A 26,484-nucleotide genomic window follows, 5' to 3' on the forward strand; every position below is an offset into this window, starting at 1 on the left:
CGGTCGTTGGAATGAAAGCTGGGGACTATGCTTGACTACAACCAGCCGATAGATCGGGCCGGACCGGAGGCCCCGCAGCAGAGGCCTCAAGCCGGCTTCAACGTGCTGGAGCTCGTCAATCTGCTCTGGCGGCGAAAGATCGCGATTGCCGCTGCCGCGCTCCTCGGCGCGACGCTTGCCGTCACCGCGGGCAAGAGCGTGACGCCCCGCTACACCGCCACCGCCCAGCTCTATGTCGACCCGCGCGAGCTTCAGCTCGTCGATCGCGAGCTCACGCCGCGCGCGCAGGACGTCTCCGGCATGGCCATGGTGGTGGAGAGCCAGGCGCGCCTGATTACCTCGAACAGCGTGCTGCTCCAGGTGATCCAGCAGGCCAATCTGGACAAGGATCCCGAATTCGGCGGCGGCGGTGACGCCAGGAGCCTGATGTCGTCGCTGCTCGGCCTGATCGGCCTTCAGCCCCGCGCGCCCTCCGCCGCGGAGACGAAGGAAGTGCAGCTCGCGGCGCTCGACGCGCTGAACAGGCACGTCACGGTCCGCAAGACCGAGAAGAGCTTCATCGTCGACATCGAGGTCTGGTCGACCGATCCGGCGAAAGCGGCGATGCTCGCCAACACGCTGACAAATGCCTACCTCGCCGAATCCCGCAACTCGCAGGCTTCGGCCGCGCGACGCGCCACCAACGATCTCTCCGGCCGCCTCAAGGAGTTGCGCGAGCGGCTGCGCAGTGCCGAGACCGCGCTCGCCACCTACAAGGCCCAGAACAATTTCGTCGGCACCCAGGACGCGCTGATCAGCGACCAGCAGCTCTCCGCCAGCAACCAGCGGCTTTCCGCGGCCCGCGCGGCGACGATGGACGCACAGGCGCGGCTCGACCAGATCGAAGCGAGCCGGCGCACCGCTGCCGATGCCGGCGCGAATTCGGAAGCGCTGCAATCGCCTACCATCGCAAACCTGCGCGCGCAATATGCCGACGCCCGCAAGAAATATGCGGAGCAGGCCGGCGAGCTCGGCCCGCGGCATCCGGCGCTGCGCCAGACCGAGAAGCAGGTCGAGGATCTCAAGCGCACCATCAACGAAGAGATCGATCGCTTCGCGCAGTCCGCCAAGAACGATCTGACACGCGCCCGCGACTTTGAAGCCTCGCTCAACCGGGCCCTGGAAGCGCAGAAGCGGCAGAGCGTTCAGCTCAGCCAGGCCGCCGTGCGCCTGCGCGAGCTCGAACGCGAGGCCGATGCAAGCCGCGACGTCTATCAGTCCTTCCTCAAGCGCTCGCGCGAGACCGAGGAGCAGGAGACCCTGAACACCTCGGCGGCCCGCGTCATCGGCGAAGCCACCGTGCCGCAGCGGCGCTCGTTCCCGCCGGCGATGAGCATGTTTGCCATGATCGGCTTCATCTTCGGTGCGCTCGCTGCTGCAAGCTGGTTCGTCGCGGCCGAGCTGCTGTCCGCCGGTGCGACCGCGCCGGCAGCGCCCACACCGGCCCGTCGTGAGCGCACGCCGGCACCGCGGGCTCCGCGAGCGCCGGAGATTTCGCGGACACCGGAAGCAGCCCAGCCGCAGCCGGCTCCGCGAGCTCCGGAAATTGCGCAATCTCTACCGGAGCTAGCCGCGCCATCGCTGCAGCCTGAGATGGACGAAAACACGCTGATCGGAAAGCCGCTGATCGCGCGCCTCCAGGAGGCCGACGTCATTCACACGCTCGGCGCCATCCTCGCCACCGGTGGCGGCGTCGATCTGACCCGGCTGGGCTGGCCGACGCTCCGCCCCGGCTTTCCGCTGACGACGCTGCTCAACGCCTGGCGCGACATGCGCACTGCCGTGGCCGGGCGTGCCGGCGGCAAGGCCATGCCGGTCATCGCGCTGGTCGGCGCGGGCGAGACCACCGGGCGCAGCGTGACCGCGCTGAATTTCGCACTCGCGGCCGCGCGCGACGGCGCCCGCGTGCTGATGATCGATGCCGACCATCAGGCACACTCGCTCTCGAACAAGGTGAGCCGCCCCGGCAAGAGCGAGCCAAGCCGGCTCGGCTGGCTCTCGATCGGCAGCAAGGCCTCGCGCGAGATCAAGACGGTCAACGGCATCTCGGTGCTGCCGGCCGCCGACGGCGATGCCGGCAAGGCGACTGAGGCCATGCGCAAGGCCATCGAGCAGGCGCGCGCCGCCGGCGGCTACGATCTCGTGATCCTCGACGGCCCCGTGACGCCGCTTGGTGCAGCCAGCCGCAAGCTGCTCGACGACGCCGACGCGCTGGTGGCAGTGCTGCCGACCAGCCTCGACATCAACGACGGCCTGGAAGAAATCCTGAACACGCTCGGCCGCGCCGAGCGCAAGCTCGTCGGCGTCGTGCTCGACGAGCTCACCCCCGCAACTCAAGCGCGCCAGCGAGGCAGACAATATGCTTGAGCGCCGCGTCAATCTGGACGGCCGGGCCGCAACCGCCGACGTGCCGCGGATCACTATCGGCGGCCTTCGCATGGCCGCGCTCGACCTGGAAGCAACTGCCGATTTCATGATCGAGGCCACCGATCCCAGACATCGCATCGGCCGTCCGCTGCACCTGACCTCGGCCAATGGCGAGGTGTTGGCGCGCTGCTCGACCGAACCGGAGACCGAACGCCTGTTCCGCGGCGCCGACCTCATCAACGCCGATGGCCAGCCGCTGGTCGCGGCGTCAAAGCTGCAATCCTGGTTTCCGCTGCCGGAGCGCGTCGCCACCACCGATTTGTTCCACGTGGTCGCGCGCAAGGCCGAAGCCGTCGGCCGCACTTTCTACATGTTCGGTGCCAGCGAGGAAGAGAACGCCGCGGCGGTCGCGAATGTCCAGCGGCTGTATCCGAACCTCAAGATCGTCGGGTACAGCCACGGCTATCTGCGCGGCGACGCCCTGCGCGCGAAAGTCGAGGAGATCAACGCGCTCGCGCCGGATTACCTCTGGGTCGCGCTCGGCGTGCCCAACGAGCAGGCATTCGTCGAGCAATACACGCCGCTGCTGACCAATGTTGGCGTTATCAAGACATCCGGCGGCTTGTTCAACTTTTTATCGGGCAGCCGGTCCCGCGCGCCGCAGTGGATGCAGAAGATCGGACTCGAATGGGCCTGGCGCACATGGCTCGAGCCGCGCCGCCTGCTCTGGCGCTATTTGACCACCAACCCTCGTGCGCTCTATCTTCTCTTCAGCCGCAAACGGCCTTCCAATCGCTGAGAGAAGAGTAGAAGACGACATGACCGACCGACCGACCGTCCTCGTCACAGGGGGCGCGGGCTATATTGGCTCGCATGCCTGCCGCGCACTGTCTGCCGCCGGCTATCAGCCCGTCGTTTATGACAATCTCTCGACAGGTCATCGCAGCTTCGTCGCCGGTCCGCTGGTGACGGGCGACCTGCTCGACGGCGCCGCGCTGGCGCGCGCCTTCGCCGACCACAAGGTCACGGCGGTGATGCATTTCGCGGCGGCAAGCCTCGTCGGCGAGTCCATGACCGACCCGCAGAAATACTACATCAACAACGTCCAGGGCACGCTGTCGCTGCTGCAGGCGATGCGCAACGCAGGCTGCCAGCGCATCGTGTTCTCCTCGACCGGCGCCGTCTACGGCAACGCCGATTCCAAGGAGCTGCCGGAGGACTTCCCCTGCGCGCCGATCAATCCCTACGGCGCGTCGAAATGGATGATCGAGCGCATGCTCGCCGATTATCGCGCAGCCTATGGCTTCGGCGCATTCTGCCTGCGCTATTTCAACGCCAGCGGCGCCGACCCGGCCGGCGGCATCGGCGAATTGCGTGACAACGAAACGCATCTCATTCCGCGCGCCATGATGGCGCTCCAGGGCCATGTCGACTTCGCCGTGTTCGGCGACGACTACGACACGCCGGACGGCACCGCGATCCGCGACTACATCCACGTCACCGACCTCGCTGCGGCGCATGTCGCAGCACTGAAGCTCCTGGAAACGGGACATGCCGGCGGCAGCTTCAATCTGGGCACCGGCTCCGGCTTTTCGGTCCGCGAGATCCTGAACGCCATCAGGCAGGAGACCGGGCGCGAGGTGCCGCACACCATGAAGCCGCGTCGCGCCGGCGATCCCACTTATCTGGTCGCCGATGCCTCTGCCGCGCGAAAAGTGCTGAACTTCGTGCCGCGCCATTCCGACCTGCCGACGGTGATCCGGACTGCCTGGGCCTGGCACCAGACAGCGCATCCGCTCAGGACGCGCTAGACACCCGTATTACGGCTTGCCGGTCGGGCCCCCGAGCGGCTAAAGAGATGATCACAGCCGGCGGCGGCGCATGTCCCGACCGCCGCATGTTGCTCTTATGGCCGCCAATGGAAGCGGCATGTGAGGCTCCGCCAATAGCGCGAGCCTGTTCTTCACAGCGAAGGCCACGATCGAGTCCGGGCATCGGCCTGCTTTCAGGCGCGGCCCAGGGAGCACGGAGCGAATGCATCAGGCCGCAAGCCTGCAATTCGAGCGCGTGATGGACGAGCTCGTCCTATGGCACGCCGTGCCGGAGGACGAACGCTCGCCCGCACCGGCCTGGTGGTGGGGACCGGCGATGGCGGTGGTCGACGCGCACGAGCCGATGCGACAGGTTTGGTGTTGTGAGCTGGGCCTCGGCGACGGCTCAAGCTTTGCCGAAGGTGCGCATGCCCTCCTTGAGCTGTTCGCCGAGCAAACCTCGCAGCCCTGGCCGGATGATTTTCCGCGCAAAGCGGACATCAAGCAAGACAACGTCCGCGAACTGCACCCGCAGCCGTCAGATGACAGCGCGTTTCAGCCGTAACGCCGCGGCTTCGGTCGCAGCGAGGTCAGGCTCCGGCTGGAGCGGCGGCGCGACAGGCAGCTCCATCGGCCGCAGCAGCTCGGCCATCTGCCGCGCCGGCACCGGCTTGGAGATGAGGAAGCCCTGCATCTCGTCGCAGCCATGGGCGCGCAGGAACGCTTCCTGCTCGGCGTTCTCGACGCCTTCGGCGACCACGGTCATGCCGAGCGCCTTGCCCATGCTGATGATCGCCTGCGCGATCGCCTGGTTCTCCGAATCCTGCGGCAGGTCGCGCACGAAGGAGCGGTCGATCTTGATGGTGTCGATCGGAAAATGCTTCATCAGCGACATCGACGAATAGCCGGTGCCGAAATCGTCGATGGCGAGGCGGATGCCGCGGCTCTGGATGGCGTCGAGCACCTTCAGCGCACGACCGACATTGCGCATCATCATGCTCTCGGTGACCTCGAGCTGGAGCAGTACCGGCGACATGCCGGACGCCGCCAGCGCCTCGTCGACGTCCTGCAACAGATGTTCGTCGACAAACTGCCGCGGCGACAGGTTGACCGCCATCGACACCGGCAACAGGCCACGACGCTGCCAGGCCATGGCCTGCGCGCAGGCCTCTTTCACCACCCAGCGGCCGATCGGCACGATCAGCCCGGTCTCTTCCGCAAGCGGAATGAATTGGGCCGGCGAGATGCTGCCGAGATCCGGGTGCGTCCAGCGCAGCAGCGCTTCCACGCCGGTGATCTGGCCGGTCTCCATGTCCACCTTGGGCTGGTAGTTCAGCGAGAACTGCTCGCGCTCCAACGCCCGGCGCAACGCGCTCTCGAGCGACAGCCGCTCGATCGACTGCGTCTTCACCTCCTTGGAGAAGAAGCGATAGCCGTTCTTGCCGTCCTCCTTGGCGAGATACATCGCCATGTCGGCGTTCTTGGTCAGCGTCTGAACGTCGGAGCCGTTGGCCGGATACATCGCGATGCCGATCGAGGCCGTGGTGTGGCATTCGTGGCCGGCCAGCTCCATGGGCTCGGCGAGCGCCACGAGAAGCCCGGTCGCGATGCGCTGGACATCGTCGATCTCACCGCACTGGTCGAGGATCACCACGAACTCGTCGCCGCCAAGGCGTGCGACATCGTCGGTTTCCCGCAGCGCGCCGCGCAGTCGGCTCCCCACTTCGAGCAGGAGCAGATCGCCGGCCTCATGGCCGAGCGAATCGTTGATGACCTTGAAGCGGTCGAGATCGATGAACAACACCGCGAAACGATGATCGTGGCGCTGAGCTTCGTCGATCGCCTCCCGCAACAGCCCGTTGAAGGTCTCGCGGTTCGGCAGGTCGGTCAGGCTGTCATGCGAGGCGAGGTATTCGATCCGCTCGTCGGCCTCGTTCTTCTCGTCGGCGCGATCGAAATTCTCCATCGCGAAGGAGACGTTGTCGGCGAGGCGCTGCAACAGCTCGACGAACTCGGCCGTGAAGGTCTCCTGCTCGGTCGACATGTAGATCATGACGCCGACGGGCTGGCCGTGCGTGATCAGCGGGAACGCCGCGCCGGAGCGCGCGCCGTCGCCTTGCAGGACGGCGTGGAAGGCGCTCACACGGCTGTCGTTGACATAGTCGTTGCTGACACAGGGCTGCCGGGTGCGGAACGCGGTGCCGCTCATGCCGCGCCCCTCGGGCCGGTCGGCGTCGATGGAGAGGCGAACGTTCCTCGTGGTTTCGGCAGACGGCCCTGCGGCCGCGACGATCGCGAGCTGGTCGCTGTCGGCTTTGGCCAGCGCAATGGTCGTCGATGTGAACTTGCCGCCGGTGGACGCGGCCTGACACACCAGCTCGAACAGCTCGGTGCGCGACTTGGCCCGCACGATCGCCTCATTGGTGGCGCTCAGCGCGGCGAACATGCGCGTCAGGCGCTCCTTCTGCGCCTCGGCCCGTGACCGCTCCTCGGCCCGGGCGAAATTGTCGAGCGCAAAGGAGACGTTCTCCGCGAGGCGCCCCAGCAACTGGATGAGGTCAGGCGTGAAGGTGCCTTCGTCCGGCGAAAGGAACAGAAGGACGCCGACGGCATCGGTGCCGTTCTTCAGCAGCGGGAAGCAGCCGCCGGATTTCGTCCCTTGATCCCGCGCGATTCGACGCCAGTGCGTCGCACGAACGTCCGTGAGGAGCTCGTTCGCGACGCAGGGTGCCTTGGTGCGAAATGCGGTGCCGGCGAGCCCCCGTCCTTCGGGCTCATCGGCGGACGTCGCGAAACGCCAGTTCTCGACGTGACTGCGACACTCGCCCTTGGTGACGACGATGTCGAGAAAGCGCGCCGTCGGATCGACCAAGGCGATGGTGGCAGATGAGAACGTTCCGCCGAGCACGGCGGCCTCGCACACGGCTTCGAACAACTCGGCGCGGGATTTCACGCGCATGATCGCTTCGTTGGTCGCGCTCAGCGCCTCCAACATGCCCCGAAGACGGTTGCGCTGCATCTCGGCCTTCGCCTTCTCGTCGGCGCGATCGAAGTTCTCGAGCGCGAAGGCGACATTGGCCTGGAGCCGTTGCAGCAGCTCGACGAATTCTGGCGTGAACGTGCCGCGTTCCGGCGAGTTGAAGAGGAAGACGCCTTCGACCCTGTCGCCATTGAACAGCGGCAGCGCCGCGGAGGAGCCGATGCCGTTGCGGCGGGCATTGGCCTGCCAGGGCTTGATCCTGTCGTCGGACAGCACGTCGTTGCTGAGGCAGGGCTGGCGCGTGCGGAAAGCGGTTCCCGTCAGCCCTCGGCCTTCAGGCACCTGGTCGGACGTGGAGAATTTGAAATTTCGGACCATATCCGCGTTCGGCCCGTAGCAAGCAACGACGCGAAGCAGCTCGGCATCGTGATCGACGAGCGCGATGTTGGCCGAGGTGAACTTGGCGCCTTTCGCCGTCGCTTCGCAAACGAGGTCGAAGAGCTCGGCCCGCGAGCGTGCGCGCAGGATCGCCTCATTGGTCGCGCTCAGTGCCGCGTACATGCGCGCCAGGCGGTCTTCCTCCTCGGCGATCCGCGCCTTCTCGGCCTCACGGTCGAAATTGTCGATCGCGAAGCAGACGTTCTCGGCGATGCGCAGCATGAGCGCGACGACCCCCTCATCCTTCGCCCAGGACTTGCTGAGGAAGGACAGGATGACGCCGATGCTCTCGCCGTTCCGGATCAGGGGGGCCGCGATGCAGGCGGCAACACCCGTGTTGAGATTGGCCTGCTCCCACGGCGTTCCCCTGGTGCGACGCGCGAGATCACGTTCGACATGGGGCTTCTGGGTTCGAAACACCTCGCCGGAAATGCCGCGACCATAGGGATTCTCGGGGTCGACGGAGTAGTGGGTCCGGGCCACGATCTCCAGATTCTCGCCGGTGCCGGCGACAGGCTTCAGCCAATGCGAGTCCTGCTCTTTCAGCAGAACGAAGGTCGCCAGCGACTTGCCGCCGTGCACCGAGGCGTCGCACACGAGCTGATACAATTCCCGCTCGGTCTTCGCACGCAGGATGGCTTCGTTGGTCGCGCTGAGCGCGCCGAACATGCGGTTGAGCCGCCGCGTCGCGAGCTCGCTGGTCTGCCGCGCGGTCTCGCGCGCGAAATTGTCCAGCGCATAGGAGATGTTGGCCGACATGCGCTCGAACAGCGACACCATCTGCTCGTTCAGTGAGCCGGCTTCCCTGCGGGTCACATACAGCACGCCGACGCTCTTGCCGTTGCAGAGCAGCGGCAGCGCAGCCGCCGCGCCGATGTGGGCCTTGGCTGCGCCCTCGCGCCACGCCAGCGAGCGAGGATCATTCAGGTAGTCGTTGCTGATGCTCAGCTTCTGATTGCGAAAGGCTTCGCCGCCGACACCCGCTCCCTCGGGCGTGCCGGAGTCGGTCGTGATCTCGAGCGAACGCAGCCGCGCAATGTCATCGCCGCAACCGGCCGCAAAGCACAGCCGCCGGCCATCCGGCCCCACCAGGAAAACCGCAACGGCCAAAAAGTCTCCGCTCGAAAACCCGGCGTCGCAGACCTTCTGGTACAGCTCGTCCGGCGATTTCGCGTAAAGGATCGCTTCGTTGATGGCGCTCAACGCTGCAAAGGTGCGCGCGAGGGTCGTCTGCACGGTCTCAGCTCCCGGGCATTTCTGCCTAATTCTCCCGGGTGCTTTATGAACGGCGACGGCCTAAGTGGTCGTTATTGCGCGCTGCAAACCCGCGATCAAAGTGAATGAGCTGCGAACGGCCGGCGCCAAACTGTCGGGAATGCCGCCGCACGGGAGGATTCTTCGACGAAGGCGCGCTCTCTTTACGATTTTGCAGCCCTGTATTGGTTTACGGGAGATTGATATCGCTCCCACGCTTTGAGACGATGGCTCCCAACAAGCAGCCCGTTAAGGGCAGAATGCCGAGGGAACGCCATGCCCGTCGTCAAGACCGACCGCCTCACGCTCATCAGCGCCGCGCTGCTCCGTGCCGCCGGAGCTTCCGACGAAGAGGCCGATGCGGTGGCCACAGGCTGCGTCAACGCCAACCTCGCCGGTCACGACTCCCACGGTGTGATCGCGGTTCCGACCTACATCGACCGCATCAAGGCCGGCCACATCGTGCCCGGCGCCAAATGGACCATCGTCCAGGAATCGCCGACCACGACGGTGATCGACGGCCAGTGGGGGTTCGGCTTCCACGTCAACGCCAAGGCGATGGCGCTGACGATCGAGAAGGCGAAGACGGCGAACGTTGCCGCCTGCACCGTATTCCGGCAAAGCCATGTCGGTCGCCTCGCCGCCTATCCGTTGATGGCGATGCGCGAAGGCATGATCGGGATTGCGACGGCGGATTCCGGCCGCTCGCCAAAGCACGTGGCGCCGTTCGGGGGCAAGGAGGCTAGGCTCGGCACCAACCCGATCTCGATCGCGGTGCCGTCCGATCTGGATGCGCCGTTCTATCTCGACATGGCAACCTCGGCGGTTGCGGCCGGCAAGATCCAGCTCGCGGTCGCCCGCGGCGAGGAGATTCCGACGGGGTGGATCATCGATGCCGAGGGACGGCACACCACCGACCCCACGCAATATCGCAAGGGCGGCGCGCTGCTGCCGCTCGGCGGCACCGAGGGCTACAAGGGCAGCGGCCTCGCCGCCATGGTCGAGGTGCTGTGCGGCCTGCTGACCGGTCTCGGCTTCGGCGTCGAACCGACCGGACGTCACAATGACGGATGCTTCATGGCGGTGTTCAACGTCGCCGCGTTCCGTCCGCTGAAGGAATTCAAGCGCGAGGTCGCCGAATTCGCGCACTATCTGAAATCGACGCCGCCCTCCGAAGGCAGCAAGGGCGTGTACTATCCCGGCGAGATCGAGGGGTTGCGCGAGCAGCAACGCCTGCGCGACGGCATCGAGATCGAGGATGCGACCTGGGAAAAGCTGCGCGCGCTGGCGCGCGAGTACCGGCTCGACACCGTCCTTGATCTGGCCTGACGGAATTTGGGAGAACAGCATGACGCGGCAGATGGTACTGGTCGGCTTCCTCCAGGCGCAGAACTGCACGAATTTGCCGAGCTCGTGGCGGCATCCGGACTCGCGCGACGATTCGATGTCGGCGGACTATTATCAGGAGATCGCCAAGATCCTCGAAGCCGGCAAGTTCCACATGGCGTTCTTCGACGATCGGCTGGCGATGCCGGACCGCTACGGCAACGATCATGCCCACACCGTCGAATACGGCATCCGCTGCGTGAAGATGGATCCGCTGATCGTGCTGACCACGATGGGCATGGTCACCGACAAGCTCGGCCTCGGCGCCACTTGCTCGACCACCTATTACGAGCCGTTCGACGTCGCCCGCCGCTTCGCGACCCTCGATTTGATGTCCGGCGGGCGCGCGGGCTGGAACGTCGTCACCTCGCTCAATGACGGCGAGGCGCTCAACATGGGTCGCGATTCCCATCCCGAACATGATTCGCGCTACGACCGCGCCGACGAATTCATGGAGGTCGTGCTCGGGCATTGGGACACCTGGGAAGACGGCGCGCTCATCATGGACAAGAAGAGCGGCCGTTTTGCCGATCCGGCCAAGGTGAAGCGGCTCGATCACAAGGGGGCGGCCTTCAAGTCCCGTGGTCCCTTCACGGTCCCGCGCTCGGACCAGGGCCATCCCGTCATCATCCAGGCCGGCGCATCCGGCCGCGGCCAACGCTTTGCCGGCCATTGGGGCGAGGTGATCTTCACGGCCGCGCGCAATCTCGCTGGTGCCAAGGAAGGTTATGCCGCCGTTCGAAACGAGGCAGCCAAGGCTGGCCGCGATCCCGATCAGATGCGCCTTTGCAATTTGACGACGCCGGTCTGCGCCGCGACCAGGGCCGAGGCTGAGGACAAGATGGCGCTGATCAACAAACTGCCGCTCGAGATCGACGCGCTGTCGCTACTTGCCGAAGCGCTCAATTACGACTTCGCCTCCAAGGACCTCGACGAGCCGTTGACGACGGACGATCTGAAGAGCATGCAGGGCATTCTGGGCCTCCGCGACGGCGTGCTGAAGAATTCCGGCAAGAGCAATCCGAGCGCGCGCGACTTCGTCACCTTTTCCGGCCGCGGCCAGGTCCACGACGCCATGGTCGGCGGTCCCAAGGAGATTGCGGACAGACTGGAAGAGATGTTCGTCGAGCGTGGCTGCGACGGCTTTGTCATCGCCGCGACCTATGTGCCCGGCTCCTATGCGGACTTCGTGCAACACGTCGTGCCGGAGCTGCAACGGCGCGGCTTGTTCCAGAAGGAGTATCGGGGCAAGACACTCCGCGAAAATCTCGGGCTGAAGCGGCCCGCGGCCGGCGCCTGGAAGGTGCAGCCGCGCGATGCCGCGGAATAACAACGAGGACAGAGCATGCGCTGGCTGAGATTCACTGTCTCGGACAAGACCTCCTGGGGAATTGTCGAGGGCGACCAGGTGATCGCGGTCGACGGCGATCCCTTTGGCGAATGGCAGCGCACCTCGCGCACGCATCCGCTGGCACAAGTTCGGATCGAGCTGCCGCTAATCCCGCGCACCTTCTATTGCGTCGGCTTGAACTATCTGAAGCACCTGAAGGAAGCCGCCGACAAGCGCGGCGAGGTGCCGGCCGTCCCTGATAGACCCGAGATCGGCTACCGCGCCCAGAACGCGCTGATCGCGCATGACGAGGACGTCGTGATCCCGTCCTTTGCGACGGACAAGATCCACTATGAAGGCGAGCTCGTCGTCGTGATCGGCAAGAAGGTGAAGCATCTCACCAAGCAGAATGCGATGGATTGCGTGTTCGGCTACACCATCGGCAACGACGTCAGCGAACGCAGCTGGCAGAAGGCCGACCGCAGCCTGTGGCGCTCGAAGAACGCCGACACGTTCAAGCCGATGGGCCCTTGGATCGAAACCGAGGCCAATCTGGCGAAAATGGAAACCGTCGTCCGGGTCAACGGCAAGGAGACCAACCGCTTCTACACCAACGACATGATCTTCGGCGTGGTGCCGTTCCTGGTCGAGCTGACCAAGTACTTCACGCTGTGGCCCGGCGACGTGATCTGGATGGGCACGGACGGCGCCTCGCCTGACATCGGGCACGGCGACGTGGTGGAGATCGACATCACGGGCGTAGGGACGTTGCGGAACAGGTTTGTGCGGGAGCAGCGGTAGTCCTCATCCTGAGGAGCTTGCGAAGCAAGCGTCTCGAAGGATGAAGGCCCGACTGTGGCCTCGCCCTTCGAGACGGCCGCTGCGCGGCCTCCTCAGGGTGAGGAGATAGAGTTGTATACGCCGCGAAATCAACAGTGCCGTAGGGTGGGCAAAGCGAAGCGTGCCCACCGCATTCGTAATGGAGGCGAGATGGTGGGCACGGCGCAAGCGCGCCTTTGCCCACCCTACGGCACCACGGCACTTCCCGCGCAATCAAAACGGCAGCGCCACACTCGTCTTGATCTCCTTCAGCACCACGTTGCTGCGGACGTAGCGGATGCCGGGAATGCGGAACATGAACTCGTCGAGGAATCTGTTGTAGGCCGCCATGTCCTGCACGACGACGCGCAAATGATAGTCGGCGTCGCCCGTGGTCGCGAAACACTCCAGCACTTCGCGCCGCGTGGTCACCCGCGCGACGAACTCGTCGACGAATTTGGCATCGTGCCGCTCCAGCGAGACATGCAGGATGGCCGACATCGCAAAGCCCGCCTGCTCGCGCGCGATCAGCGCGGCATAGCCCTGGATGACGCCGGCCTCCTCCAGCGCACGCACCCGGCGCCAGCACGCCGAGGTGGACATGCCGACCTCGTCGGCGAGCTGCTGGTTGGTGGCGCGGCCGTCCGTCTGGAGATGGGCGAGAATCCGCGCGTCCTGCTCTTCAATCATGGAAGCCCCCGATTCGGTAACTTCTACCGAATTATGCCATCCTCCGCAAAATTTTACCGAATTATCGATCAAGACAGGGTGAATAGGCAAGACCTACCAGCCTCCCCGGCATACCCTTCCGTCATCAGGCAGGATGCCGCACGAGGTCCGCCATGGACGCCGTTCCATCACTCGACAGCTACGAGCTCTCAGACCGCTACGACCGCGAAGAGGGGCGCGTCTTCCTCACGGGCACGCAGGCGATCGTCCGCATCGCGCTCAACCAGGCGCGGCGCGACCGCGCCGCCGGGCTGAACACCGCCGGCTTCATCTCCGGCTATCGCGGCTCGCCGCTCGGCGGCGTCGATCTCGAGCTCTGGCGCATCCAGGAGCGGCTGAAGCGGGATCGCATCGAATTTCTCCCCGCGGTGAACGAGGACCTCGCGGCAACAGCAGTGCTCGGCTCGCAGCAGGTAGAGACGCAGGCAGATCGCGAAGTCGATGGCGTGTTCGGACTTTGGTACGGCAAGGGCCCCGGCGTCGATCGCTCCGGCGACGCCCTCAAGCACGGCAACGCCTATGGCTCCTCGCCGCGTGGCGGCGTGCTGGTTGTCGCCGGCGACGACCATGGCTGCGTCTCCTCCTCGATGCCGCACCAGTCCGATGTCGCCTTCATGAGCTGGTTCATGCCGACGCTGCACCCCGCAAGCGTCAGCGAATATCTGGAGTTCGGCGAATACGGCTACGCGCTGAGCCGCTTCTCCGGCATGTGGGTCGGCTTCAAGGCGATTTCGGAAATCGTGGAGTCAGGTGCATCCGTCGCGCTGCGCCCGCCACGCGTCTTCAACACGCCCGATTTCACGCCGCCACCGGGCGGACTGCACTATCGCTGGCCCGACCTGCCGGGCCCCCAGATCGAGGAGCGGCTGGAGGCGAAGAAGCACGCGGTTTACGCCTTTGCAAAAGCCAATCCGATCGATCGCCACATCTACGATATTCCCAACGCCACTTACGGCATCGTCACGACGGGCAAGGCGCATCTCGACCTGATGGAGGCCCTGCGGCTGATGGGCCTGGATGAAGCGGCCTGCCGCAACATCGGGATCGACGTCTACAAGGTCGGCATGGTCTGGCCGCTGGCGCTGCATGACGCGATGGACTTCGTGAAGGGCAAGCGCGAGATCCTCGTCGTCGAGGAAAAGCGCGGCATCATCGAGAGCCAGTTCAAGGAATATTTTTACGACTATCCAGGCTCAAAGCCCGAGCGCATGGTCGGCAAGCACGACGAGCGAGGGGCGCGGCTGATCTCCTGGATCGGCGAATTGTCGCCGCGTGCGCTTGCTGGCGTGCTCGCACGCCGGCTCGACCCGATGTTCCCAGGCCTCAATCTCGCCGCGCGCGCGGCCGCCTTGATGCCCGAGGCCGCGCGCACGATCAACGTCAGCGGTGCGACGCGCACGCCGTATTTCTGCTCCGGATGTCCGCACAACACGTCGACGAAGGTGCCGGAAGGCTCCAAGGCGTTAGCCGGCATCGGCTGCCATTTCATGGCGAGCTGGATGGACCGCGAGACCTCCTCGCTGATCCAGATGGGCGGCGAAGGCGTCAACTGGGCGGCGTCGTCACGCTTCACCGGCCACAAGCACGTGTTCCAGAATCTCGGCGAAGGCACCTACTACCACTCCGGCTCGATGGCGATCCGGCAGGCGATCGCCGCCAGGGCCAACATCACCTACAAGATCCTGTTCAACGATGCCGTGGCGATGACCGGCGGCCAGCCGGTCGACGGTCCCATCAGCGTGCATGCCATCGCCCACAGCGTTCGCGCCGAAGGCGTGGGACGCATCGCGCTGGTGTCGGACGATCCCGCGCAGTTCTTGCCGGCAGACCTGCCGATCGGCGTGACCATCCATCCGCGCGAGGAGATGGACGCCGTGCAGCGCGAGCTGCGAGACATTTCCGGCGTCTCCGTCCTGATCTATCAGCAGACCTGCGCCACCGAGAAGCGTCGCCGGCGCAAACGCGGACAGATGGCCGACCCAAGGCGCTTTGCCTATATCAACGATCTCGTCTGCGAAGGCTGCGGCGACTGCTCGGTCGAATCCAACTGCCTCAGTGTCGAGCCAAAGGAGACGCCGTTCGGTCGCAAGCGCCAGATCAACCTCTCGTCCTGCAACAAGGATTTTTCCTGCCTCAACGGCTTTTGCCCAAGCTTCGTCACCGTCGAAGGCGCGACGCGCCGGAAAAAGACCGCGAGCGAGACCGACGCCGTCGGTCGCGCGGCTACGCTTCCCCTGCCCGCTCCCGCCACGCTCGATCGTCCCTACGATTTGCTCGTGACCGGCGTCGGCGGCACCGGCGTGATCACGGTCGGCGCGCTGATCGGCATGGCCGCGCATCTGGAGCGGCGTGGCGTCTCCGTGCTGGATTTCACCGGCTTTGCACAGAAATTTGGTCCCGTGCTGAGCTTCATCCGCCTTGCGTCAAGTCCGGACGCGTTGCACCAGGTCCGCATCGACCAGGGCGCGGCCGACGCGCTGATCGGCTGCGACCTCGTCGTCAGTTCCTCACCTAAGGCGTCCGGCACCTATCACCGCGGCACACGCGCCGCCATCAACACCGCGGAGATGCCGACCGGCGACGTCGTCCGCTTCCGCGACGCCGACCTTGCCTCGCCCGCCCGCCTGCGCGCGATCCGACAAGTCATTGGCAACGACAATCTCGACACCATCAACGTCAACGCGCTCGCCGAGCGGCTGCTCGGCGATGCCGTCTATGCCAACATCATCATGCTCGGCTTTGCCTGGCAGCACGGGCTTGTGCCGGTCGCGCTGCAAGCGCTGCTGCGCGCGATCGAGCTCAACGGCGTCGCGGTCGAACGCAACAAGCAGGCCTTTGCCTGGGGCCGGATCGCCGCGGCCGATCCGGAGTTTTTGCCGGGGAGTGACGAAGCGCTCGAAGCCGAGACGCTCGATCAGATCATCGATCGCCGCGCCGATTTCCTCGCCGCCTATCAAGACGCCGCCTATGCGATGCGCTTTCGGGCGACCGTCGCGAGGGTCCGCCGGGCCGAAGCCGCTCTGAGCAGTGAGGTGCTGACCGAGGCGGTCGCGCGCGCCCTGTTCAAGCTGATGGCCTACAAGGACGAATACGAGGTGGCGCGTCTGCACATGCAGAGCGGCTTCCTCGGCGAGCTGAAGCGCGAGTTCGAGGACGGTTTTCGCATCCAATATCATCTCGCGCCGCCGTTCCTGCCGTCAAAACCTGACGCACGCGGCCGTCCGCGCAAGCGCGCTTTCGGCCAGTGGATCCAGATGCCGCTCGCCATGCTGGCGCGGTTGAAGGGATTACGCGGAACGCCGTTCGATCCATTCGGCTACACGAATGAGCGGCGCACTGAACGGGAATTGATCGCCTGGTATGAAGGCCTGATCGAACGCATGCTCGGCCAGCTCGAGGCAGCACATCTTCCCGACCTCGTTGCCGTCGCAAAAGCGCCGATGGAGATCCGCGGCTACGGACCAGTGAAGGACACCGCGATCGCCAAGGTGAAGCCCGAGGTCGAGCGGCTGCTCACGAATTTGACGACGTCGGTAACGCAAAAGATGCACGCCCACGGTTGACGCGGCACCAGTGAGGCCTCAGCCTCCGGACTTTAGGCGGCACCCTGTTGGCGCCCCTGCAATCGGATGACGCATCATGGATTTGGACCAGTTGACCCTGAGTCAGGCCGTCGCCGACCTGCGCGCCGGGAAAGTCACGAGTACCGCACTCACGACGGAAGCACTGAGCCGCGCCAAAGCCCATGCCGAGCTCAATGCCTTCGTCACCCTGGACGAAGCGGGCGCCCTGAAAGCCGCCGCCGCATTCGACGCGACGGGCGACAGGACAAAGCCGCTCGGCGGCGTGCCCATCGTGATCAAGGACAATATCGAGGTCGCGGGACTGCCCTGCAGCGCCGGCACACCGGCACTGAAGGACTACATTCCGAATGCTGACGCACCGGTGGTTGCGAAGCTGCGGGCTGCAGGCGCCGTCATCATCGGCAAGACCAGCATGCATGAGCTCGCCTTCGGCATCTCCGGCTACAACACCGCGTTCAAGACCGGCGCGGAGTTCGGCGTGCGCAACGCTTATGACCGCACGCTGATCGCCGGCGGCTCCTCGTCCGGCACGGGCGCCGCGCTCGGCGCGCGAATCGTCACGGGCGGGCTCGGAACCGACACCGGCGGATCGGTCCGTGTCCCCGCCGCGCTGAACGGATGCGCCGCGTTGCGCCCGACGGTCGGGCGCTATCCGCAAGAGGGTATTGCGCCGATCTCGCACACCCGCGACACCGCGGGGCCCATGGCCGCGACGATGGCGGATGTCGCGCTGCTCGATCGCGTGATCGCCGGCGGCGACGAGGTTGCGCCGGCTGATCTGAAGCAGGTGCGGATCGGCATCGCGAACGCGATGCTGACCAATCTCGACGCCGATACGGAAGCCGCGTTCCACACGGCGATCGCAAAAGCGAAGGCGAAGGGCGTCACGGTCGTCGAGATCGAGATGCCTGAGCTCGCCGAACTCAACGGCCAGGTCAGCTTTCCCGTCGCGCTGTATGAGGCCTATGACGACATGGTCGCCTATCTCAAGCACACCGGGACCGGCCTCAGCATCGAGGCGCTGGCAGAGAAGATCTCCAGCGCCGACGTGAAAAGCATCTATGATGGCATGGTGATCCCGCGAAAACTGCCCGGCCCCGACAACGCGCTGTTCGACGCGAGGCCGATCTATGACGCCGCAATCAAGACCGCCCGCCCCGCGCTTCAGGCGCTCTACGGCAATACGTTTGCCAGCAACAAGCTCGACGCCGTCGCCTTCCCGACCACGCCGCGCGTTGCAATTGCCTCCAATCCGGACGCCAGCAGTCTCGAGAATTTCGGCCTGAGCATCCAGAACACCGATCCCGGCAGCAATGCCGGCATTCCCGGTGTCCAGATCCCGATCGCGCTTGGCGCGACAAGCAAATTGCCGATCGGACTTGAGTTGGATGGTCCTGCGGGAAGCGATCGCCGCTTGCTCGCGATCGGCGTGGCGCTCGACAGCGTGTTCGGACGACTGCCCGCACCGCGTTGACGCTCTCGTAGGGTGGGCAAAGCGAAGCGTGCCCACCACCTATCATTGATGGGTGGTGGGCACGGCGCTTCGCGCCTTTGCCCACCCTACGGCTCTGCCGCTTGAGGCGAACATATATCTATCTCCTCACCCTGAGGAGCTTGCGAAGCAAGCGTCTCGAAGGGCGAGGCCACCAGCAGGGCCTTCATCCTTCGAGACGCGCGCTCCGCGCTCCTCAGGATGAGGACCGACGACGTCTCACGCATACGGATTGATCAGCTTCTGCTGCTCGGCGCTGTGCTGGACGAGCATGTCGATGAAGGTCCTGACCTTCGCCGACAGATGATGCCGATGCGGATAGACCGCGTTCATCGACATCTCGACCGGCCGGTACTCCGGCAGGAGGCGCACCAGCCGGCCCGCATCAAGGTCATCCCCCACCAGAAAGCCGGCCGCAAGACTGATGCCGGCGCCCTGTAGCGCCGCCTCACGGAGCGCTTCGCCGCTGTTGGTGATCAGGTTGCCGGAGACGCGCACCGACGCCGGCGTGCCCTTACGATCGAAGAAGCGCCACTCGTCGAAGGGATAGTTGATGTGGCGCACGCAATTGTGCCCGGCAAGCTCTTCGAGCGTCTGCACGCGCCCATGCGCCTCGATATAGCCGTGCGAGCAGCACAGCACGTGCCGCCAGGTCGCCAGGCTCCGCACGATCAGGCTGGAGTCCGGCGGCGCGACCATGCGCAGCGCGAGATCAAAGCCCTCCTCGATCAGGTCGACATTGGTCTCGCCCATGCGCAGATCGACCTTCACCTCCGGATAGGTCGCGAGGAATTCGGCCATCACGGGCGCGACGAACGGCACCATGTGGGTTGCGGTGTGAATGCGCAGCGTGCCGCGCGGCGTCAATTGCAGCGCGCCGGCGATGTCATCGGCTTGTTCGAGATCGGCGAGGATCTGCGTCGAGCGGTCGTAATAGGCCTTGCCGATTTCGGTGAGGCTGACTTTTCGCGTGGTGCGGTTCAGCAGCCGAACCCCGAGCCGGTCCTCCAGCGCCTGGACGTGGTTGCTCACCATGGTCGTGGACATGTTGAGCCGGCGGGCGGCGGCGGAAAATCCGCCATTTTCGACCACCCGGACGAAGGCGGTGAGACTGGTGAAGCGGTCCATCGGTCTGGCTCCGGATTATCCGCTATGGGTGGATAATGCTTCCATTTCTTCCGGGATTATCACAAGCGGGAAGACAGCGCATCTTGCCGGCATCAACGGCGCACCGTTCGGACCGGGGCGGTTTGGAATTCCGAGGATGCCATGTCGAACGCTTCTTATGTCACTGAAACCAATCAGAAAATCAGCTTTCGCCCGTCCCGGCAGGCGATCAAGCGGGCGGCCATCGGCTTGGCACTGGCCCTCGGAATCGCCGCGGCCGGCGACTTCGGCTATAACTACCTGAGCACCGGCCGCTATCTCGAATCCACCGACGACGCCTATGTGAAGGCGGATTCCACCATCGTCGCCCCCAAGGTTTCCGGCTACATCGCGAAGGTGCTGGTTGGCGACAACGAGAAGGTCCGGGCCGGCCAGCTCCTCGCCAAGATCGACGACCGCGACTTCAAAGCCGCGCTCGACCAGGCCCGCGCCGACGTCGCCGCCGGCGAAGCCTCGGTGCGCAACATCGACGCCCAGCTCGAGCTGCAGCAGCCGATCATCGAGCAGAGCACGGCCGACGTGGCCGCGGCCGACGCCAATCTGAAATTCGCCCAGGAGGAACGCGCCCGATACGACGACCTGATGAAGTCGGGCTCCGGCACGATCCAGCGTGCGCAACAGACCGATGCGGCGCTGCGCGCCAGCAACGCCCAATTGCAGCACGCCAAGTCGGGCCTGGTGGCCGCACAGCGCAAGGTCGATGTGCTCACCACCCAGCGCGCCCAGGCCACGGCGCAGCTCGAACGGGCGCGCGCGGTCGCACAGCAGGCAGAGCTGAACCTGTCCTACACCGAGATCACCGCACCGGTGGACGGCACGGTCGGTGCACGCTCATTACGCGTCGGCCAGTATGTGCAGGCCGGCACGCAATTGATGGCGGTGGTGCCGCTCGATGCGGTCTATGTCGTCGCGAACTTCAAGGAGACGCAGCTCACGCATGTGCGTGCGGGCCAGCCGGTCGAGCTGCAGGTCGACAGTTTTCGCAACCGCACGCTGCGCGGTCACGTCGACAGCCTTTCGCCGGCCAGCGGACTTGAATTCGCGCTGCTGCCGCCCGATAACGCCACCGGAAATTTCACCAAGATCGTGCAACGCGTGCCGGTGAAGATCGTGCTCGACGACCACAGCCTGACCGGCCTGCTCAGGCCCGGCATGTCGGCGGTGCCGACCATCGACACCAAGGCGACTGTGCTGGCCGAGCGCGAGACGGCCAAGCGCCTCGCCGACAACACACCCCGCCCGAACGGCGGCTGAGGCGAGGAAGACCGGCAGGATTATCAAGTCCTGCCGGACGATCCTTCCCACGCTTCCTCGATTATCGAAACCAACCGCCTAATGCATCCTGTCTCCATGACCGAGACGAGGCTTCCATGAGCACGCTCCAACCGACCGCCGACGCCGCCTCCGCTGCCAGCATTCCCGCCCCTGCTGCGCCCGCGACGCCGGCCGTTTCCGCAAAGACCTGGATCGCGGTGATCGGCGCGACTCTCGGCGCCTTCATGGCGGTGCTGAACATCCAGATCGTCAACGCTTCGCTCGCCGACATTCAGGGCGCGATCGGCGCCGGTATCGACGATGGCGGCTGGATCTCGACCTCTTATCTGATCGCCGAGATCGTGGTGATCCCGCTCTCCGGCTGGCTCGCGCAGGTGTTCTCGATCCGCATCTATCTGCTCACCAATGCGGTCCTGTTCCTGGTTCTGTCCGCGGCCTGCGCGCTAGCGCAGGACCTGCCGCAAATGATCGTGCTGCGCGCGGTGCAGGGTTTCACCGGCGGCGTGCTGATCCCGATGGCCTTCACGCTCATCATCACGCTGTTGCCTCGGGCGAAGCAGCCCGTCGGCCTCGCGCTGTTCGCGCTGTCGGCGACGTTCGCACCGGCGATCGGCCCGACCATCGGCGGCTATCTCACCGAGAATTTCGGCTGGCAGTACATCTTCTACGTCAACCTCGTGCCCGGCGCGATCATGGTCGGCATGCTCTGGTACGCACTCGACGCCAAGCCCATGAAGCTTGCGCTGCTCCGCGAGGGCGACTGGGCCGGCATCATCACCATGGCGATCGGCCTGTCGGCGCTTCAGACCGTGCTGGAAGAGGGCAACAAGGACGACTGGTTCGGCTCGCCTTTCATCGTCAAGCTGTCGGTCATCGCGGCCGCTGCGCTGACCGCCTTCCTGATCATCGAGCTCACGGCGAAGAAGCCGCTGCTCAATTTGCGCCTGCTGGTGCGCCGCAATTTCGGCTTCGGCATGCTCGCGAACTTCCTGCTCGGTGTCGCGCTCTACGGTTCGGTGTTCATCCTCCCGCAATATCTGGCGCGCATCCAGGGCTACAATGCCGAGCAGATCGGCATGGTGCTGGCCTGGACCGGACTGCCGCAACTCGTGCTGATCCCGCTGGTGCCGCGCCTGATGCAGAAGTTCGACGCGCGGATCATCATCGGCGTCGGCTTCGTCCTGTTCGCGGCCTCGAACTTCCTGAACATTTATATGACCAACGATTACGCTGCCGACCAGCTGTTGTGGCCCAATGTCGTCCGTGCGATCGGCCAAGCGCTCGTGATGGCGCCGTTGTCGGCTGTGGCGACCGCCGGCATCGAAGCGGAGAATGCTGGCTCGGCCTCGGGCCTGTTCAACATGATGCGCAATCTCGGCGGCGCCGTCGGCATCGCGCTGCTTCAGACCTTGCTGACCAAGCGCGAGCAATATCACTCCAACGTGCTGATGCAGTCGGTCTCGGTGTTCGAGCAGGCGACGCGGACGCGGCTGGAGCAGCTCACGCAGTACTTCATCAATCACGGCGTGCTCGACCGCGCCGACGCCGCGCATCGCGCCTATGTCGCGATCGGCCACACCGTGCAGAAGCAGGCTTACATCTTCGCCTTCAGCGACACCTTCTATCTGCTCGGCATGGCGCTGATCGTGGCCCTGATCGCCGTATTCTTCCTGAAGAAACCCGGCCAGACCTCGGCTGGCGGAGCTCACTGAGATCAACCCAAGAGACTAACTCAAGCAAAGGAGAACGACCATGAAACCCCGCATGAACTTCTACCAGGCCGCCCCCGACACGATGAAGGCGCTGATGGCGCTGGAGGAGCAGATCCAGTCCACGGGACTCGAGAAATCGCTGATCGAGCTCGTCAAGATCCGGGCGTCGCAGATCAACGGCTGCGCCTTCTGCATCAACATGCACACCGAGGACGCCCGCAAGCGCGGCGAGACCGAACAGCGCATCTATCTGCTCAACGCCTGGCGGGAATCCCCGCTCTATACCGATCGCGAGCGTGCCGCGCTGGCCTGGACGGAATCAGTGACGCTGATCTCCGAGACCCACGCGCCGGACGACGTCTACGAGCAGGTCCGCGCGCAATTCTCCGATGCGGAGACGGTGAACCTGACGATGCTGATCGGGGCCATCAATGCCTGGAACCGAATCGCGATCGCGTTCCGCGCGGTCCATCCGGTGAAGGTGAAGGCGTCGGTGGCGTAGGCCGCAACGCCGCCTTGCGCGCAAATCTCGTAGGGTGGGCAAAGGCGCACTTGCGCCGTGCCCACGTCTTCTGACGCCTTCGCTGAAGGAGTGGTGGGCACGCTTCGCTTTGCCCACCCTACGATAGCGGAGTTTGCGGCCTAAACCGCCGTCGCCTTGGCGAACTCGATATAGATCTCCCGCAGACGCGTGGCCATCGGGCCGGGCTTGCCGTCGGCGACCTTCTTGCCGTCGATCGCAACCACCGGCTGGACGAACAGCGACGCCGAGGTGGCGAAGGCTTCCTTGGCGGCGAGCGCCTCGGCGACCGTGAAGGAACGTTCCTCGACGCGGAGCTGCCGCTCTTCGGCGAGCGCCACCACGGCCTTGCGGGTGCAGCCCGGCAGGATCGCGTTGGAGTTCTTGCGGGTCACGATGACGTCGTCCTTGGTCAGGATGAACGCCGAGGACGAGCCGCCCTCGGTGACGTAGCCGTCTTCCAGCATCCAGGCCTCGCCGGCGCCGGCTTCGGCCGCGGCCTGCTTCGCCAGAACCTGCGCGAGCAGTGCCACGCTCTTGATGTCGCGCCGCTCCCAGCGGATGTCAGGCACGGTGATCACGTTGATGCCGGTCTTGGCCGAGGCGGCGTTGATGATGTCCTTCTCGGAGGTGAACATCACCAGGCTCGACTTGACGTCGCCCTTGGGAAAGGCGAAGTCGCGGCCCTTGTCGGCGCCGCGCGTGACCTGCAGATAGACGAGGCCGTTCTCGACCTTGTTGCGCGCGATCAGCTCCTTCTGGAGCTCGGTGATGCGCTCGACCGTCTCCGGCAACTTCAGCTTGATCTCGCCGACCGAGCGCTCCAGGCGCGTCAGGTGCGAAGCATTGTCGACCAGCTTGCCGTCGAGCACGGCCGAGACCTCGTAGATGCCGTCGGCGAACAGGAAGCCGCGATCAAGCACCGAGATCTTGGCGTCCGAGAGCGGGACGAATGAGCCGTTGACGTAGGCGATCGAGTCCAAGGCAGGTCTCCTGGCGGGAGTGGGGAATTTGCCAGTTCGTATACGGGATTTGTTGGGGCCACGAAACCCTCAACCCGTCATTCCGGGGCGGCGCGAAGCGACGAGCTTTGATGCGCAATTGCGCATCAGAGAATCCATAACCCCGGCCGGTGGTTATGGATTCCGGACCCGCGCCACGAGGCGCGTCCCGGAACGACAGCAGAGGTTAATGCGACAAAATCTTCGACAGGAACTTCTGCGCGCGGTCGCTGCGCGGCTTGCCGAAGAAGTCCTCCTTCGCCGCGTCCTCGACGATCTCGCCGCGGTCCATGAAGATGACGCGGTTGGCGACCTTGCGGGCAAAGCCCATCTCGTGGGTGACGACCATCATGGTCATGCCTTCGCGGGCGAGATCGACCATGACGTCGAGCACCTCGCTCACCATCTCGGGGTCGAGCGCCGAGGTCGGCTCATCGAACAGCATGACGATCGGGTCCATGGCAAGCGCGCGGGCGATCGCGACGCGCTGCTGCTGGCCGCCGGAGAGCTGCGCCGGAAATTTCTGCGCCTGCTCCTTCAAGCCGACGCGGTCCAGGAGCTGCATACCCTTTGCCACAGCCGTGTCGGACGACCGTCCCAGCACCTTCTGCTGCGCGAGGCAGAGGTTGTCGATGATCTTCAGGTGCGGGAACAGCTCGAAGTGCTGGAACACCATGCCGACGCGCGAACGCAGTTTCGGCAAATTGGTCTTGGGGTCATTGACCTTGGTGCCGTCGACGCTGATGTCGCCCTCCTGGAACGGCTCCAGCGCATTGACGCATTTGATCAGCGTCGACTTGCCCGAGCCCGAGGGGCCGCAGACCACGACGACCTCGCCCTTGGTCACGCTGGTGGTGCAGTCGGTCAGCACCTGGAAGGTCGGGGTGTACCATTTGTTGACGTGGCTGATTTCGATCATGACCGATGCGCTCTATCGAATGATGGCGATGCGCGACTGGAGGCGGCGAACGCCGAAAGACGCGATGCAGGAAATGGTGAAGTAGACGACGGCGGCAAACAGATACATCTCGACCAGACGGCCATCGCGCTGCGCGACCTTGCTGGCCGCGCCGAGGAAGTCCGGGATCGACAGCACATAGACCAGCGAGGTGTCCTGGAACAGCACGATGGTCTGCGTCAGCAGCACCGGCAGCATGTTGCGGAACGCCTGCGGCAGCACGACGTAGCGCATGGTCTGCGCGTAAGTCAGGCCGAGCGCGTTGGCGGCGGCCGGCTGGCCGCGCGAGATCGACTGGATCCCGGCGCGCATGATCTCGGAGAAGTACGCCGCCTCGAACATGATGAAGGTGATGAGCGAGGATGCGAACGCGCCGACGCTGATCGGACGCGAGGCGCCGGTCACCCACTGCCCGATATAGGGCACCAGGAAATAGAACCAGAAGATCACCAGCACCAGCGGCAGCGAGCGCATGAAGTCGACATAGACACCCGCGATGCGCCCGAGTGTCTTGTAGCCGGACAGCCGCATCAGGGCGATCGCCGTGCCGAAGATCAGGCCGCCGAAGGCGGCGAGCGCCGTCAGCGTCACCGTGAAGGTCATGCCCTCGTAGAACAGATAGGGCAGCGAGCGGCGGATGACCTCGAAATCGAGATTGCTGAACATGGTGCTATTTCCCCGTAATGTAGCCGGGGATCGCGACCCAGCGCTCGAGGAAGCGCATCGCCGTCACGACAATGGCGTTGACAAGGAGATAGAGCAAGGTCGCGGCCGTGAAAGCCTCGAACACCTGGAACGAGAATTCCTGCATCGAGCGCGCCTGACCAGTCAACTCGATCAGGCCGATCGTGATGGCGACAGCGGTGTTCTTGATGGTGTTGAGGAACTCGGAGGTCAGCGGCGGCAGGATGATGCGGAACGCCATCGGCAGCAGCACGTAGCGATAGCCTTGCACGGTGGTCAGCCCGAGCGCGGTCGCCGCCATTTTTTGGCCGCGCGGCAGCGAGCCGATACCGGCCTGCAATTGTATCGCGACGCGGGCCGACATGAAGAAGCCGATGCCGATCGCGGCCGTCCAGAACGGCGCGTTCGGCAGCTGCTTCAGCCAGAGGCCGGCGGCCTTCGGCAGCAATTCCGGCAGCACGAAGAACCACAGGAACAGCTGCACCAGCAGCGGCATGTTGCGGAAGAACTCGACCCAGCAGAAGCCGAACCAGTAGGCGCCCTTGGACGGCAGCGTGCGCATGACGCCGACGAGCGAGCCGAAGATCAGCGCGATGATCCAGGCGAGCGCCGCCGTCTTGAGGGTCAACACCAGTCCCGACAGCAGCATATCGAGATAGGTGCCGGTCCCCATCGGGTTCGGCTCGAAGAAGATTCCCCAGTTCCAGTGGTAGTTCACGTGTCCCCCGCGCGAACGCGCCAGCTATGGATGTCCCGGCGCCTATGCAAATGTCCGGCCACTCTCCCTCCAGAATGGCCGGAGTATCTTCCCTCTCCCCGCTTGCGGGGAGAGGGTTCGGGTGAGGGGGGCTCTCCACCAGGGAGGTGATAGTTGGACTCGTGGAGAGTCCCCCTCACCCGGAATCCGCGCGTCCCGCGCGAATTCCGGCCTCTCCCCG

At 65.0% G+C, this 26,484-nt stretch carries 19 protein-coding genes; 12 read left to right on the plus strand and 7 right to left on the minus strand.

The genetic code is table 11. The features are described from left to right. The first annotated feature begins 27 nt into the window (after nt 1–27). The 4 genes from AB7531_RS38415 to AB7531_RS38430 all read left to right on the plus strand — a co-directional run bounded on the left by AB7531_RS38415 (nt 28) and on the right by AB7531_RS38430 (nt 4,782). A complete protein-coding gene (locus AB7531_RS38415; protein WP_441280254.1) occupies nt 28–2,406 on the plus strand; it encodes an exopolysaccharide transport family protein in 2,379 nt (792 codons plus the stop codon). Next, complete coding sequence (locus tag AB7531_RS38420) at nt 2,399–3,205, plus strand: WecB/TagA/CpsF family glycosyltransferase (RefSeq protein WP_063985655.1); 807 nt, start codon at nt 2,399–2,401, stop codon at nt 3,203–3,205. Before AB7531_RS38415 ends, AB7531_RS38420 begins: the two co-directional genes overlap by 8 nt. Before the next feature lie 19 nt (nt 3,206–3,224). Continuing rightward, complete coding sequence (gene galE, locus AB7531_RS38425) at nt 3,225–4,217, plus strand: UDP-glucose 4-epimerase GalE (protein WP_028147948.1); 993 nt, start codon at nt 3,225–3,227, stop codon at nt 4,215–4,217. Between the two features lie 223 nt (nt 4,218–4,440). Further along, complete coding sequence (locus tag AB7531_RS38430; protein ID WP_063985656.1) at nt 4,441–4,782, plus strand: hypothetical protein; 342 nt, start codon at nt 4,441–4,443, stop codon at nt 4,780–4,782. Here AB7531_RS38430 and AB7531_RS38435 read toward each other — a convergent pair. After that, nucleotides 4,756–8,871, minus strand: coding sequence for a bifunctional diguanylate cyclase/phosphodiesterase (locus tag AB7531_RS38435; protein ID WP_441280255.1), 4,116 nt, complete (start codon nt 8,869–8,871; stop codon nt 4,756–4,758). The two genes, AB7531_RS38430 and AB7531_RS38435, sit on opposite strands and share 27 nt — an antisense overlap. A 294-nt stretch (nt 8,872–9,165) precedes the next feature. On the opposite strand from AB7531_RS38435, the gene AB7531_RS38440 reads away from it, so the two are divergent. The 3 genes from AB7531_RS38440 to AB7531_RS38450 are packed head-to-tail and all read left to right on the plus strand — an operon-like array spanning nt 9,166 to nt 12,406. Further along, the gene (locus AB7531_RS38440; RefSeq protein ID WP_063985658.1) at nt 9,166–10,218 is read left to right on the plus strand and encodes an Ldh family oxidoreductase; all 1,053 of its coding nucleotides are present in this window, start codon (nt 9,166–9,168) and stop codon (nt 10,216–10,218) included. Between the two features lie 19 nt (nt 10,219–10,237). Continuing rightward, the gene (locus tag AB7531_RS38445) at nt 10,238–11,605 is read left to right on the plus strand and encodes an LLM class flavin-dependent oxidoreductase (RefSeq protein WP_028147946.1); all 1,368 of its coding nucleotides are present in this window, start codon (nt 10,238–10,240) and stop codon (nt 11,603–11,605) included. 15 nt (nt 11,606–11,620) lie between these two features. Beyond that, nucleotides 11,621–12,406 carry a fumarylacetoacetate hydrolase family protein gene (locus AB7531_RS38450; protein WP_231143644.1) on the plus strand — a complete coding sequence of 262 codons (786 nt, stop codon included), beginning with the start codon at nt 11,621–11,623 and terminating at the stop codon, nt 12,404–12,406. Nucleotides 12,407–12,658: 252 nt separating this feature from the next. Here the strand turns inward: AB7531_RS38450 and AB7531_RS38455 are convergent, their stop codons facing one another. Then, nucleotides 12,659–13,114 (minus strand): Lrp/AsnC family transcriptional regulator, encoded by a 456-nt coding sequence (locus AB7531_RS38455; RefSeq protein WP_014491864.1) that lies wholly within the window; start codon nt 13,112–13,114, stop codon nt 12,659–12,661. Between the two features lie 152 nt (nt 13,115–13,266). Between AB7531_RS38455 and AB7531_RS38460 the strand changes: the two genes are divergently transcribed. Together AB7531_RS38460 and iaaH are read left to right on the plus strand one after the other, a co-directional pair. Next, nucleotides 13,267–16,716: an indolepyruvate ferredoxin oxidoreductase family protein gene (locus AB7531_RS38460; protein ID WP_063985660.1), complete on the plus strand. Its 3,450-nt coding sequence runs from the start codon at nt 13,267–13,269 to the stop codon at nt 16,714–16,716. A 76-nt stretch (nt 16,717–16,792) separates the two neighbouring features. Beyond that, on the plus strand, nt 16,793–18,211 hold the full coding sequence (gene iaaH, locus AB7531_RS38465; protein WP_063985661.1) for an indoleacetamide hydrolase: 1,419 nt from the start codon (nt 16,793–16,795) through the stop codon (nt 18,209–18,211). A gap of 237 nt (nt 18,212–18,448) precedes the next feature. On the opposite strand, the gene AB7531_RS38470 is transcribed toward iaaH, so the two are convergent. Then, nucleotides 18,449–19,357, minus strand: a complete 909-nt coding sequence (locus tag AB7531_RS38470; RefSeq protein ID WP_063985662.1) for a LysR family transcriptional regulator — start codon at nt 19,355–19,357, stop codon at nt 18,449–18,451. A gap of 141 nt (nt 19,358–19,498) precedes the next feature. Between AB7531_RS38470 and AB7531_RS38475 the strand changes: the two genes are divergently transcribed. From AB7531_RS38475 to AB7531_RS38485, 3 genes are all read left to right on the plus strand, one after another. Then, nucleotides 19,499–20,650: an HlyD family secretion protein gene (locus AB7531_RS38475; RefSeq protein ID WP_063985663.1), complete on the plus strand. Its 1,152-nt coding sequence runs from the start codon at nt 19,499–19,501 to the stop codon at nt 20,648–20,650. 116 nt (nt 20,651–20,766) lie between these two features. Next, entirely contained in the window at nt 20,767–22,383 is a 1,617-nt protein-coding gene (locus AB7531_RS38480) for an MDR family MFS transporter (protein ID WP_063985664.1), read from the plus strand. A 40-nt stretch (nt 22,384–22,423) separates the two neighbouring features. After that, nucleotides 22,424–22,885 (plus strand): carboxymuconolactone decarboxylase family protein, encoded by a 462-nt coding sequence (locus tag AB7531_RS38485; protein ID WP_007615070.1) that lies wholly within the window; start codon nt 22,424–22,426, stop codon nt 22,883–22,885. A 140-nt stretch (nt 22,886–23,025) separates the two neighbouring features. On the opposite strand, the gene AB7531_RS38490 is transcribed toward AB7531_RS38485, so the two are convergent. From AB7531_RS38490 to AB7531_RS38505, 4 genes are all read right to left on the minus strand, one after another. Further along, a complete protein-coding gene (locus AB7531_RS38490; protein ID WP_063985665.1) occupies nt 23,026–23,886 on the minus strand; it encodes a D-amino-acid transaminase in 861 nt (286 codons plus the stop codon). A 205-nt stretch (nt 23,887–24,091) separates the two neighbouring features. Next, nucleotides 24,092–24,823: an amino acid ABC transporter ATP-binding protein gene (locus AB7531_RS38495; RefSeq protein ID WP_014491857.1), complete on the minus strand. Its 732-nt coding sequence runs from the start codon at nt 24,821–24,823 to the stop codon at nt 24,092–24,094. Nucleotides 24,824–24,835: 12 nt separating this feature from the next. After that, entirely contained in the window at nt 24,836–25,528 is a 693-nt protein-coding gene (locus AB7531_RS38500) for an amino acid ABC transporter permease (protein WP_063985666.1), read from the minus strand. Nucleotides 25,529–25,532: 4 nt separating this feature from the next. Next, nucleotides 25,533–26,264, minus strand: coding sequence for an amino acid ABC transporter permease (locus tag AB7531_RS38505; protein ID WP_063985667.1), 732 nt, complete (start codon nt 26,262–26,264; stop codon nt 25,533–25,535). Nucleotides 26,265–26,484: the final 220 nt, after the last annotated feature.

Source organism: Bradyrhizobium sp. 63_E2_N1_3, assembly GCF_052076005.1.
Taxonomy (GTDB): Bacteria; Pseudomonadota; Alphaproteobacteria; order Rhizobiales; family Xanthobacteraceae; genus Bradyrhizobium; species Bradyrhizobium barranii.